Origin of the sequence: Commensalibacter nepenthis, assembly GCF_029953305.1 — a bacterium.
GTDB lineage: Bacteria > Pseudomonadota > Alphaproteobacteria > Acetobacterales > Acetobacteraceae > Commensalibacter > Commensalibacter nepenthis.
The window spans coordinates 2,092,834-2,105,042 of the sequence record NZ_JASBAN010000001.1 but is presented as its reverse complement, the minus strand read 5'-3'; the positions used below and the strand labels follow the sequence as shown (position 1 = coordinate 2,105,042).

At 38.7% G+C, this 12,209-nt stretch carries 14 protein-coding genes; 2 read left to right on the top strand and 12 right to left on the bottom strand.

Annotated features, from left to right (window positions below):
• Window positions 1-4 precede the first annotated feature (4 nt).
• The 12 genes from dxr to folK all read right to left on the bottom strand — a co-directional run bounded on the left by dxr (window position 5) and on the right by folK (window position 10,651).
• Entirely contained in the window at window positions 5-1,165 is a 1,161-nt protein-coding gene (gene dxr / locus QJV33_RS09885; RefSeq protein ID WP_281463168.1) for a 1-deoxy-D-xylulose-5-phosphate reductoisomerase, read from the bottom strand.
• A gap of 36 nt (window positions 1,166-1,201) precedes the next feature.
• Complete coding sequence (locus tag QJV33_RS09880) at window positions 1,202-2,080, bottom strand: phosphatidate cytidylyltransferase (RefSeq protein ID WP_281463167.1); 879 nt, start codon at window positions 2,078-2,080, stop codon at window positions 1,202-1,204.
• The gene (gene uppS, locus QJV33_RS09875) at window positions 2,070-2,846 is read right to left on the bottom strand and encodes a polyprenyl diphosphate synthase (RefSeq protein WP_281463166.1); all 777 of its coding nucleotides are present in this window, start codon (window positions 2,844-2,846) and stop codon (window positions 2,070-2,072) included. The genes QJV33_RS09880 and uppS overlap by 11 nt, the downstream gene beginning before the upstream one ends.
• A gap of 27 nt (window positions 2,847-2,873) precedes the next feature.
• Entirely contained in the window at window positions 2,874-3,395 is a 522-nt protein-coding gene (gene frr / locus QJV33_RS09870; protein ID WP_281463418.1) for a ribosome recycling factor, read from the bottom strand.
• Between the two features lie 84 nt (window positions 3,396-3,479).
• Complete coding sequence (gene pyrH / locus QJV33_RS09865) at window positions 3,480-4,223, bottom strand: UMP kinase (RefSeq protein WP_281463165.1); 744 nt, start codon at window positions 4,221-4,223, stop codon at window positions 3,480-3,482.
• Between the two features lie 109 nt (window positions 4,224-4,332).
• Window positions 4,333-5,214: a GTPase Era gene (gene era / locus QJV33_RS09860; RefSeq protein WP_281463164.1), complete on the bottom strand. Its 882-nt coding sequence runs from the start codon at window positions 5,212-5,214 to the stop codon at window positions 4,333-4,335.
• 10 nt (window positions 5,215-5,224) lie between these two features.
• Window positions 5,225-5,965 carry a ribonuclease III gene (gene rnc / locus QJV33_RS09855; protein WP_281463163.1) on the bottom strand — a complete coding sequence of 247 codons (741 nt, stop codon included), beginning with the start codon at window positions 5,963-5,965 and terminating at the stop codon, window positions 5,225-5,227.
• A complete protein-coding gene (gene lepB, locus QJV33_RS09850) occupies window positions 5,962-6,816 on the bottom strand; it encodes a signal peptidase I (RefSeq protein WP_281463162.1) in 855 nt (284 codons plus the stop codon). The genes rnc and lepB overlap by 4 nt, the downstream gene beginning before the upstream one ends.
• Window positions 6,817-6,892: 76 nt before the next feature.
• Entirely contained in the window at window positions 6,893-7,303 is a 411-nt protein-coding gene (gene acpS / locus QJV33_RS09845) for a holo-ACP synthase (RefSeq protein WP_281463161.1), read from the bottom strand.
• 11 nt (window positions 7,304-7,314) lie between these two features.
• Window positions 7,315-9,591 (bottom strand): RelA/SpoT family protein, encoded by a 2,277-nt coding sequence (locus QJV33_RS09840; RefSeq protein WP_281463160.1) that lies wholly within the window; start codon window positions 9,589-9,591, stop codon window positions 7,315-7,317.
• A gap of 75 nt (window positions 9,592-9,666) precedes the next feature.
• Window positions 9,667-10,074, bottom strand: a complete 408-nt coding sequence (rpoZ, locus tag QJV33_RS09835; protein ID WP_271788547.1) for a DNA-directed RNA polymerase subunit omega — start codon at window positions 10,072-10,074, stop codon at window positions 9,667-9,669.
• Between the two features lie 73 nt (window positions 10,075-10,147).
• Window positions 10,148-10,651, bottom strand: coding sequence for a 2-amino-4-hydroxy-6-hydroxymethyldihydropteridine diphosphokinase (gene folK, locus QJV33_RS09830; RefSeq protein ID WP_281463159.1), 504 nt, complete (start codon window positions 10,649-10,651; stop codon window positions 10,148-10,150).
• 133 nt (window positions 10,652-10,784) lie between these two features.
• Between folK and QJV33_RS09825 the strand changes: the two genes are divergently transcribed.
• Together QJV33_RS09825 and QJV33_RS09820 are read left to right on the top strand one after the other, a co-directional pair.
• Complete coding sequence (locus QJV33_RS09825) at window positions 10,785-11,369, top strand: LabA-like NYN domain-containing protein (RefSeq protein WP_281463158.1); 585 nt, start codon at window positions 10,785-10,787, stop codon at window positions 11,367-11,369.
• Window positions 11,370-11,382: 13 nt separating this feature from the next.
• Window positions 11,383-12,033 carry a uracil-DNA glycosylase gene (locus QJV33_RS09820; RefSeq protein ID WP_346771132.1) on the top strand — a complete coding sequence of 217 codons (651 nt, stop codon included), beginning with the start codon at window positions 11,383-11,385 and terminating at the stop codon, window positions 12,031-12,033.
• The last annotated feature ends 176 nt before the right edge of the window (window positions 12,034-12,209 follow it).

The window sequence follows — 12,209 nt, the reverse complement described above, 5'->3', positions numbered from 1 at the left end:
TTAATTAGACACACTTGCGATTTTTAATCCATGCGTCTGCATGTTTTCTTGCTTCTTGATCCCAGTATATCACTTCTTGGATACTATTCGCTTCTGGTGCCCCTAATTTATCCATCACAGCTTCAACTGATTCAGGAATATCCAAAAACCCAATTTGCTCTTTAAGAAACGCATCGACCGCAACCTCGTTGGCAGCTGAAAGAATAGTTGGAGCACATTTACCAGCCTTTAATGCTTCACGAGATAAACGTAATGCAGGGAAACGCACTTCATCAGGCGCTTCAAATTCTAATTTTGCAACTTGCGTTAAATTGAGACGTTCCACATTTGAACGCATTCTGTAAGGCCATGCCAATGTATGCGCAATCGGAATACGCATATCAGGAGCACCCAATTGTGCAATTAAACTGCCATCTTCATATTGCACCATACTGTGAATAATAGACTGAGGATGAATTAATACATCAATCTTATGTTCCGGCATATCAAATAAACGAGCAGCCTCGATAATTTCCAACCCTTTGTTAAACATACTGGCTGAATCAATAGTAATCTTTGCACCCATCGTCCAAGTTGGATGTTTCAAAGCCTGCTTTAATGTAACATTCCTCATATCCTCTAAAGAAGTATTCCGAAAAGGACCGCCAGATGCTGTTAATATGATTTTTTCAATAGATTGAATTTGCTTATCAGCCATTGATTGAAAAATAGCATTATGTTCAGAATCAACAGGCAATAATGTTGCCCCCGCTTCTTTCACAGCTTTTAACATCACATCACCAGCTGAAACCAAGGCTTCTTTATTGGCTAAAGCAACATATTTACCATTTTTCACAGCAGCCATAGTGGGCTCTAGCCCAATCGCACCTGTTATCGCTGCCATTGTCCAATCAACAGGAATAGAGGCTGCCTCTAAAACAGCCTGCCTGCCAGCACTTACTTTTGTGGAATGACCTGCTAATAAGGATTTTAACTCTGCCAAATGGTTTTCATCAGCAATAACTGCATATTGTGCATTCAGTGCAATGGCTTGTTCGGCTAGTTTTTTTACATTCTTACCGCCAACCAAAGCAACCGTTTGAAATGATGCTGGCTCTTGCAATAACAAATCAACCGTCGAACATCCAATGCTGCCAGTACAACCCAATATAGAAACCGTTTTCATCTTTTAAATACCCTTGCACATAATTGAAACAATATTTTATCTGAAAATTGTTAAAGGAAGGAATACAGGTTGTTGATCGCCTACAACTTGTGAAGACAGCAATGACCCACCCCATTTATCAAAGCTTTTATCAGCAGGCAAAATACAAGAGATAAAAGCTACAAAAATCGAAACCAGCAACAAAGCATCAAAACGATCCAACACCCCGCCGTGACCTGGAATAATCTTGCCTGAATCTTTTACATCCAATTCTCGTTTTAATTTACTTTCTAGCAAATCACCAATCTGGGCAACAACACCAGTAACCATTCCAAAAATAGCACCACCAATATAGGCTGTATATAAACCAGCACAAAGATAACCTACAATAACACTACCAACACAACAAGCCCCAACCAGTCCACCAATAGCACCCGACCATGTTTTTCCAGGAGAAACAGAAGGAATTAATTTAGGTCCACCCAAAATTTTCCCCGTTATATAGGCAAAACTATCGCTTGCAATCACAACCAGAACAATAAAGATAACCGCATGCATTCCAGAGGTTGTCATAAAACGTAACCATAACAAAGATATGCCCGCGCCACCAATGACAACAGACCCCAACCATAATTGAGGACCAAAAATAAAAGGAGCACATCCAACAATCCAGATCGCTGGCCACCACATCCCTTTTATTACAGCTGCATAAGCGACCAAAGGCCATATGAGAAAGGCTGCAACACGATAATTAGACAGTTTCTTTTTAAATAAATTTGCCCATTCAACAGTCATGGCAATGCTGATAATACCCAACATACCAATATAAAACCACTGCCCATAAATAATACAAAATAGAGCAATTGGAATAATAACCAAAGCAGAAACAACACGAAGAGGCAAATCTTGCCAAGAAGATTTTGAATTATTTATCACTAATTTTTAATCCTGGTCTAGAACCAAAACGCCTATCCCGACGAACATAAATATTTAGAATATAATTAAAATGCTCTTCGTTAAAATCTGGCCATAAAGTTTCCACAAACACCAATTCCGCATAAGCAGATTGCCATAATAGAAAATTAGACAATCGACATTCACCGCTGGTTCTGACAATCAAATCTGGATCAGGGATATCGGGCGCAAATAGATACTGAGCAAAAACTTCTTCAGTCACTTGCGTCGGTTTTATTTTATGAACCTGTACATCCTTTGCAATACGTTGAACGGCTTGAATGATTTCCCCTCGCCCACCATAAGACAACGCAAGCGTTAAAATTAATCGCGTATTTTTTTCTGTAAGTTGCTCAATTGCCTTGAATTCACGTTGTAACTTCTCATCAAAACGTGCACTATCCCCAATAATACGCACGCAAACCCCTTCTTTATGTAGCTTGCGCGCTTCGAACTTTAGGTAATATCTTAGTAAAGCCGTTAAATCAGCAATTTCCTCTGGGGTTCGACGCCAATTCTCAGAGGAAAAGGCATAAAGAGTCAACCACGGAATATTATTTTGGATTGCCGCTTTGATGCACCTCTTGACTGCTTGCGCCCCTTCTTTATGTCCAGCAACTCTTGGCAAAGATTTTGCCTCAGCCCATCGACTATTACCATCCATAATAATTGCAACATGCCGAGGCAAAGATTTATGTTCAGACAATTTTAAACATTCGCTAGTTTTATCCAAAGAAGAACAAACCATCCCAAAATATCGTTTCAGTCTATCAGACTAAACTTGTTTAATATCACGCTCTTTTTCGACAAGAACCTCGTCAATTTTGCTGACATATTGATCGGTAATTTTCTGAATTTCATCAGACCAAACCTTGACATCATCCTGACTGATATCACCATTCTTTTCCGCAGCCTTGGTCTTATCCATTCCATCACGACGCACATTGCGCACAGCCACTTTTGCAGCTTCTGCATAACGTCCAGCGGCTTTTACCATCTCATTACGACGTTCTTCAGTTAATTGAGGAATTGGCACGCGAATAAGTTGCCCATCTGGCATTGGATTTAATCCCAATCCACTTTCACGAATAGCTTTATCTACCAAACTGACCAACCCTTTATCCCAAACTTGCACGGTTAACATTCTGGGCTCTGGTGCAGCAATAGACGCCACCTGAGTAATTGGGGTAACACTCCCATATGCATCGACACGAATTGGCTCTAGCAAAGCCGAAGTCGCACGACCTGAACGTAACCCTGCCAAATCATGTTTAAAAGAGTCAATCGCACTGTTCATACGGCGTTCTAAATCTTTTTTTAAACTATCAATATCATCAACCACAAAAGAAATCCTTTTTAACAAATATTATAATAAAATAAATTAAGCATCAGCTTCAGAAACAACGACTTTTGTAAAAACGCCTTCATTATTGACAACGCGACTAAAATTACCTTTTTCATGCACATCGAAAACAATAATCGGCAATTTATTATCACGAGCCAGACTTAATGCAGTCGCATCCATGACATTCAATCCTTTTGCCAAAGCCTCTGTATAGGTTAAGATATCATATCGTTTTGCATCAGGATTCTTTTTAGGGTCTGAATCATAAACACCATCAACTTGCGTGCCTTTTAACATAAGGTCGCAATCCATTTCAATAGCGCGTAATGCTGCAGCTGTATCCGTTGTAAAATAAGGATTTCCTGTACCCGCAGCAAAGATAACAACATGACCTTTATCCATATGACGCATTGCCTTGTCACGAATATAAGTCTCCGCAATCTGAGGCATTGAAATTGCAGACATAATGTAGCTGTCAATATTATGTTGTTGTAACACGCTATTCATGACAACCGCGTTAATAACTGTTGCCAACATTCCTGCATAGTCACCTTGAACCCTATCCATTCCTTTGGCTGCTGCGGTCATGCCGCGAAAAATATTCCCCCCACCAATCACCAAGCATACCTCTATCCCTGAATTTGCAACACTTGCTATATCCTCTGCAATAGCATTTGCAATTTCAGGATCGACACCATACATCCCTCGCCCTAACAGAGCTTCGCCAGAGATTTTTAATAATACACGTTTAGGAGTATAGTTTTTTGAAGAATTCATCATTTTTTCACATCTGGTTTATGTTTATAGACGGTAAGGAATACTACAACAGCATCACCATTTTTAAAAGTATGAAATCATTTTTATCACTATTTCACACTTCTAAAATCAATTAATCTTCTAAACCAATCGCTTTTAGACGAGCCGTTTCACCATCCCAGCCTTTACGCTCTTTGACAATCAAAAATAAATGACAAGGACGATCTAACAAACGGCTTAACTCTTTACGAGCGCGTTCGCCAATCATCTTTATTTTTTGTCCTTTATCACCGATAATAATCGCTTTGTGATTGGCACGCAAAACATAAATTGTCACATCAATGCGAACAGAACCATCCGGTCTTTCCTTGAAACTTTCCGTTTCCGCAGTCACTGAATAAGGAACCTCTTCATGCGTTTGCATAAAAATTTGTTCTCTGACCAATTCAGCAGCCAATAAACGATCAGGTAAATTGGTTAAATCATCTTCTGGATATAACCAAGGTCCCTTTGGAAGAGATTCCGCTAATGAATCCAACAAATCATCAACGCCATTCCCTGTTTTCGCGCTGACCATAAAACTTTTTTCGATAGAGAGCAAAGAAGTTATTTCTTGAGTTAAAGGTAATAATTTTTGCGGGTTGATCTTGTCAATTTTGTTAAATACCAACCAAATACGACGTGCATTCTCTTTTAAATGATTGATAATATCCCGATTTTCATCTGTTAACCCAAGATTTGCATCAATCATCAACAACGTAATATCCGCATCAACAGCGCCTGTCCAAGCAGCCGCTACCATTGCTTCATCAAGTTTTCTTTTGGGTTTAAAGATACCAGGCGTGTCCATCAACAAAATCTGCGTTTGTTGACGCATGACAATTCCCAAAATACGCATACGCGTGGTTTGTGCTTTTGGACTGACAATTGATAATTTAGCACCCGCCATTTTATTTAATAAGGTTGACTTACCCGCATTTGGTGCCCCAATTAGAGCCACAAACCCACAATGCATATTTTTCATCCTATTTTTTAGTTTTTTTAACTGAATTTAATTGAAGCAGCAAATCTTTGGCCGCAGCACTTTCTGCGGTACGTTTATTACCACCTTCGCCTCTACCCTCATAATTTTGCACAACAACTTTGATAACAAAAATCGGTGTATGAGATGGTCCTTCTTGAGAAACCAATTCATACACAGGCAGAGGCAACCCCCGAGCCAATACCCATTCTTGTAAAGCTGTCTTTGAATCTTTAGGGGGTAAAGACTGGGATTTAATAATTTCAGCCCACACTTTATGAACCAAATCCTGGACAGGCTTTAATCCACCATCCAAATACATTGCCCCCAAAATCGCCTCAACAGCATCGGCTAGAACACTATCAGTATGATTTACACCTGCTTTTTCTTCATGTGAAGCCACATGAATAGCCTCTGATACCTTTAAAATTGCTGCAATTTGAGCCAACACCGTTTTAGAGACAAGATGCGCATGTCTTGGTCCCAAATCCCCTTCTTGTTCATTGGGATAGCGTTTAAGCAGCCATTCTGCCATGACTAATCCCAACACGCGATCACCAATAAATTCCAATCGTTCATTTGAACTGACCCGTTTTACTTTTTTTCGAGTGGAACGATTCTCATAAATGGCAGAACGATGGGTTAAAGCCTTTTGCAATAATGCCTTTGATTGAAATGAATATCCCAACTTGCTTTCTAAATTTTTTCCAGAGAAAGCAAGATCCTTTTGCATATCTAATGTCATTTTACAGTCTTAAATAATCGATTCCAGCGAATTTCTTGTGGCCAATGCCAAAATTGCCATACAGGATATTTACTGTCATAAGAATAAAAAATAAATTGTACTTTTCCGATAAGGTTTTCAATTGGAACAAACCCTAGATAATTTTCAGTATTGGGATCGTTAAACCGACTATCTGCACTATGATCCCGATTATCCCCCATTGCAAAAAAATGATCCGCAGGCACATGATAAGGAATCGTATAATTTGGATTAATATCACCATTGCAGGTCAGATCTTCACCACACGGATTACTCATCGCTTGTAAAATTTTATGCTCTACGATTGAACCATCTTTACGAGGTAAATATTCAGTGTATAAATTTTCGGTAATTTCTAGTTTGTTAGGAGATTCTTGATAGGTTAACGGACGATCCAAGCTACGTTTAACAGGCTGATCGTCAATATAGAGAACCCCATTCTTAACCTCAATTGTATCACCAGGCAAACCAATCAATCTTTTGACATAATAATCAAAAGGTGATTTTGTGCTTCTGAAAACAACAACGTCCCCTCTTTGCGGAGGCGTATACCAAATACGCCCTTTAAAATCTGGTTGTGAAAAGAAGAAAGAGTGTTTCGAATAACCATAACTATATTTGCTGACAAAAATATAATCCCCAATCAATAAAGTTGGTATCATCGATCCAGATGGGATATTGAACGGAGCAAATAACAAACAGCGAACCACGACAATAATAACGACAGCCCAAAATACTGTCGAAACCACTTCCATCAATCCTTTTAACCCTGTTGATTGTGGCTTTGCCCCTTCAGGATTTTGATTTGAATCATTCTTTAAATTATTATTCATACTCTCTTATCAATCACCAATACTTCGATACCTAATTATGCTATATAAAGGCTGGTCAGCCGATCTCTTATTGTATCTATTCCTTGTTTGGCAATAATTCAATCATTACTTGCGCAAATGCATAAGGATGTTCATCTGTCATAGTCAATAACAGATTTGGAGTATACCCATCTTGCACCAATTCATCCAATCGTTGTAACGCACCATTCGTTAGCTTCAAAGACGGTTGACCACTTGGCAGGTTCACAACCTCTATATCTTGATAAAAAACTTGATCGCTGAACCCCGTTCCTAACGCTTTCGCACAAGCCTCCTTGGCTGCCCACCGTTTGGCATAGGCTCCAATACGGGTTTGTCCATAACGTCCTTCCGCTTTTTTGATCTCATTTGGGGTAAAGATACGTTGCATAAAACGCCCGCCATGACGCTCTAACACAGCCTCAATACGTCGAATATCACATAAGTCAGAACCTATACCAACAATCATTTTTATACCTCTTACGTTACAAACCGCTCGACATGAATAATTCCTTTGACAATCTGCAAGCCTAAAATCAAAGAATTTAAATGTTCTACGTCTTTTACTTCAAGATCTAATAAAATTTCGAGAAAATCGATATGTCGATTCAAAATCTTTAAGTTTAGAATACTGCCATTATATTGGGCAGTACGATTTGTGATACTTGCCAGTAATTCAGGCATATTTTCTCCCACAACTTTGATACGACCAACATAATTTTTCTTTGAATCAACATTACCCAGAATATCATAATCCCAATCCATACTCATAAACCGTTCTGGCATAGAAGCATAATTGCTTAACATCGAACAAGATTTGCGATGCACAGTGATACCTTTGCCCGTTGCGACGATCCCCACCACAGCATCCCCAGGCAATGGGTAACAACATCCTGCGAAATGAACACTGATACCTTTGGTCATTCCTTTCAAAGGAATGATATTTTGCTGTTGTCCACTCATATTAGACGCAGAAGAAGAGGATGATTTCTTTTCACTTAACCCCGGTACAAAACGAGGCGCCCTCTTCGTTGGACGTAATTCTGGATATGCCCTATAAACAACGTCTTTGGCTAATAAAGAGTTACTACCAACCGCAACATATAAATCAGTCACAGAAGGTTGTTTTAAAGATTTTAAAACCCCCTCAAGGATCTTTTGTGACCCATCCACACCCTCTTGACGAAATGCTTTTGCCAAAGCAACACGTCCAGCCTCGATCTTAATCGCTTTTTGCTGACTACTTACAAAATGGCGAATACGCGCCCTAGCTTTGCCTGTAACAACAAAGCGTTCCCAAGAAGGGGAAGGATTGCCTTCTCTGGCCGTCATAATCTCGACTTGAGCACCATTATGGAGTTGTTCTCTTAATGGAACCAAACGACCATTGACTTTGGCTCCTACACAACGATCCCCAACCTGACTATGCACCGCATAAGCAAAATCAACGGGTGTTGCACCCCGAGGCAACTGTATGAGCTCCCCTCTTGGCGTAAAGCAAAAAACCAAATCTTGATAAAGTTCTAGTTTTGTATTTTCAAGAAATTCATCTGGCGCTGCTGAATCTTCTAAAATATCCAACAAATCCTGCACCCAACGTAATTTTTTAAATTTAGGCGCAACTTCGGCAACACTAGAATTTAGTTTTTCTTGATCTTTATTAACAACAGGTAATTGTTTGTATACCCAATGAGACGCAACCCCATTTTCAGCAATATCATGCATTTCACGAGTACGAATTTGAATTTCAATCCGCTGGTTTCGTGGTTGACGTAAGGTAACCCCCGTATGGATACTTTGATATCCATTCGCTTTGGGTGCGGAAATGTAATCTTTAAATCGTCCAGCAACAACAGGATAGCTGCTATGCACAACTCCGAGGGCAGCATAACATTCCTCTTTGGTATCAACAATGATACGAAATGCCATAATATCGGATAATTGCTCAAAAGCAACTTGTCTTCTATTCATTTTTTCCCAAATAGAATAACAAGATTTTTCCCGACCAGTAATGTCTACATTTCTTAAGCCAGAATTTTCACAAAGCTCTTTTAATTCAGCACAAACCTCTTCGACAATATCCGCCCCTTGACCTCGCAAATAGTTTAAACGAGCCCGAATAGAAGCGTCCCCTTCTGGTTCTAAAACAGCAAAGGCAATATTCTGAAGTTCGGTTTTAACATTATCCATACCGATACGTTCAGCCAATGGCGCATAAATATCCATTGTCTCACGCGCAATTCGTTGTTTGCGGTCTAGGCGTTGCACGTACTGTAACGTACGCATGTTATGCAAACGATCAGCAAGCTTTACAATTAACACACGGATATCTTTAGACATCGCCAAAACAAGCTTGCGAAAATTTTCTGCTTGTTTTGTTCGATCGGATTGTAATTCCAGACGTGTCAGCTTCGTCACACCATCAACAAGATCTGCAACCACAACACCAAATTCTTTTTCAAGAAATTCTCTTGTAACTTCAGTATCTTCAATTGTATCGTGAAGCAGCCCTGTGATAATAGAGGTAACATCAACCCTTAAATGCGCCAAAATATTTGCAACAGCCAAGGGATGAATAATATATGGCGCTCCATTATCACGAAATTGCTTTTCGTGAGCTTTGAAGGCTACTTGGAATGCCTTTTCAACAAGCGAAAGGTCTGATTCAGTATCATATTTACGAATATGCCTAATCAAACCTTCGCAATCAATATGATCGCTTTCGCTTAATGTTACGGGAAGATATATATTTTCCACTTCTAACCTTGATACTGATAATGATGCTCTATTATATAATTAAGCACAAAAACCAATAAAAGAACAAGGATAATGCTAAAAATTTTCAGACCCAGAAGAACGTCTGCGATCTAACTCACTCATGATTTCGTTAATATTTTCAAATGAATTCTGTGACATATTCCGTTTTTCTTCTTCAGCTGTCACATCTTGTAAACCAAAAATATTTTTTTCTGTTGGAATTAAATCAACAACTTCTTCGTCCACGGGCTCTGGTTCTGGTGCTCTGGCAAGTGAACGAATAATATCGCTCTTAATTGCGTCTAAATCTAATTTTTCTTCGGCGATCTCACGTAAAGCAACGACAGGATTTTTGTCATTATCGCGTTCGACTGTCAAAGCCTCTCCTCTTGAAAGGCTACGCGCTCTTTGCGCTGCATGCAAAACAAGGTCAAAACGATTAGGAATTTTTTCAATACAATCTTCAACAGTAACGCGTGCCATAAATCTATTATCTCCAGATTTGAAATTAATCTTTAACTTTTATTCTATCTTTATCAGAAAATCAAATATCTTCTTATTTTTCATCTAAATAAGACATGATCGCTTGATCTTTTGGAAGTTCATCTATTAATTCATTTATATGCTTATGAGTGATAGGATGCTGCCATTGTGGACACACATCTTTTAAAGGATATAGGACAAACCCCCTTAAATGCAACCTTGGATGAGGGATAATCAATTTTGGAGATTCTTCAATAATCTTACCATCAATATCCAAAATATCTAAATCCAACGGTCGGGCTTCATTGGCTTGTTGACGGACCCTTCCTGCCTCTGCCTCAATCTTGTTTAATATCTTTAAAACCTCAATTGGCTCTATTTCTTTCTCTAACGTAACAACACCATTTATATAAAGGGGTTGAGATGATGGCGGAATTGGACTAGTTTGGTACCAAGACGATTGCTTTATATGACATTCCAATTCTGTGGACAAACGATGTACCGCTTCTTGACACATACCATAAGGGGTATCAGACCAAACGCCTGAAAGATTGCTTCCTACTGCTATAATAATCATAATTCTTTCTTACTCGAATTCGTCACTTAATTGAAACACATTAAGAATATTACCACTACACTATCTGCGGATTGATTAATATCAATTATAGTGATTCTTTTATAGTCAATCATTTTATTTTAGGGTTATTTACATGTTTTTTAGAGAAAATGAGAAAGTTTGTCTATTTATAGATGGAGCGAATTTATATTCTGCCTCTCGTAACTTAGGATTTGATGTTGATTATAGAAACTTGCTAGCTTTCTTTAGAAAAAATTGTAATGTAATCCGTGCTTATTATTATTCAGCCGTTTTGGATACAGAGGAATACTCCCCGCTCAAACCTCTGACCGATTGGCTGGCGTACAATGGATTTTTCCTTGTCACAAAAAGTGCTCGTGAATTTACAGATCAAAATGGTCGTAGAAGAATCAAAGGGAGCATGGATATTGAACTGGCTGTCGATATGATGGAAATTGCCCCGCATATCGATCATGCCGTTTTATTCAGTGGGGATGCTGACCTTCGCCGTTTGGTTGAATCTGTTCAAAGACAAGGTGTCCGCGTAACCGTGATTTCCTCTGTTAAAACCAATCCTCCGATGGTTGGGGATGAATTACGTCGACAAGCAGATCAATTTTTGGACATTGTGGATATCGCACCAGAATTTACTCGACGAACTGGCGATAATAACCAGCAAAATGATATTCCAAACCCAACCATTCCTTTTGCAGATTAACCTATTTCTATTAATGATGATTGATTTATCTTTACAGCCAGACAAGAACTGCCCTTTATGTCCTCGACTTATGGAATATAGAGACAGCAATAAACAGTTATATCCTACAGGGTGGAACGCCCCTGTTCCCCCTTGGGGCGATCAACAAGCCGAGTTTTTGATTGTTGGCCTCGCCCCTGGTATCAAAGGGGCCAATCTTACAGGTCGCCCTTTTACAGGTGATTATGCAGGTATGTTACTTTATAATACCTTGGTCAAATATGGCTTTGCAAATGGAACATATAACGCTGATTCACATGATGGATTGACCTTATCGAACTGTCGTATCATTAATGCTGTTCGATGCGTTCCTCCCGAAAACAAACCCACTTCTCAAGAAGAAAAAAATTGCCGCTCGTTTCTTTTAAAAGAAATTCAGCATATGCCACACTTAAAATTCATTTTAACTTTGGGTGTGATCGCACATAAAAATATTTTGGCTTGTTTTGGACGACCAGTGACCAGTATCAAATTCAAACATGGACAATTTTTTCAAATTAATGAAAATATCACGATCGTTAATAGTTATCACGTGTCACGATATAATACCAGCACTGGCGTTTTGACCACAGAGATGTTTGAAAATATCATTTTGTCCATCAAAGAAAAATTAGACATCTATTAAAGCTATTTATTAAAAATCTTTTTTAAAATGATTAAACAAACAATCCCAATCATTAATAATATATAAACAAGAAAAGGTGAAATGGCTAATACGCCCTCTATAGTCATCTTTTTCTACTTTAAACAATATTCATAATTATTCAGCATACTCTGCGAATTGATAATTTAACAGTAGAT

What these genes read in the sequence shown, in the direction of transcription:
- dxr (WP_281463168.1), bottom strand. Translation starts at nt 1,165, where the DNA reads ATGAAAACGGTTTCTATATTGGGTTGTACTGGCAGCATTGGATGTTCG.
- uppS (WP_281463166.1), bottom strand. Translation starts at nt 2,846, where the DNA reads ATGGTTTGTTCTTCTTTGGATAAAACTAGCGAATGTTTAAAATTGTCT.
- frr (WP_281463418.1), bottom strand. Translation starts at nt 3,395, where the DNA reads ATGAACAGTGCGATTGACTCTTTTAAACATGATTTGGCAGGGTTACGT.
- pyrH (WP_281463165.1), bottom strand. Translation starts at nt 4,223, where the DNA reads ATGATGAATTCTTCAAAAAACTATACTCCTAAACGTGTATTATTAAAA.
- era (WP_281463164.1), bottom strand. Translation starts at nt 5,214, where the DNA reads ATGCATTGTGGGTTTGTGGCTCTAATTGGGGCACCAAATGCGGGTAAG.
- rnc (WP_281463163.1), bottom strand. Translation starts at nt 5,965, where the DNA reads ATGACATTAGATATGCAAAAGGATCTTGCTTTCTCTGGAAAAAATTTA.
- lepB (WP_281463162.1), bottom strand. Translation starts at nt 6,816, where the DNA reads ATGAATAATAATTTAAAGAATGATTCAAATCAAAATCCTGAAGGGGCA.
- acpS (WP_281463161.1), bottom strand. Translation starts at nt 7,303, where the DNA reads ATGATTGTTGGTATAGGTTCTGACTTATGTGATATTCGACGTATTGAG.
- rpoZ (WP_271788547.1), bottom strand. Translation starts at nt 10,074, where the DNA reads ATGGCACGCGTTACTGTTGAAGATTGTATTGAAAAAATTCCTAATCGT.
- folK (WP_281463159.1), bottom strand. Translation starts at nt 10,651, where the DNA reads ATGATTATTATAGCAGTAGGAAGCAATCTTTCAGGCGTTTGGTCTGAT.
- QJV33_RS09825 (WP_281463158.1), top strand. Translation starts at nt 10,785, where the DNA reads ATGTTTTTTAGAGAAAATGAGAAAGTTTGTCTATTTATAGATGGAGCG.
- QJV33_RS09820 (WP_346771132.1), top strand. Translation starts at nt 11,383, where the DNA reads ATGATGATTGATTTATCTTTACAGCCAGACAAGAACTGCCCTTTATGT.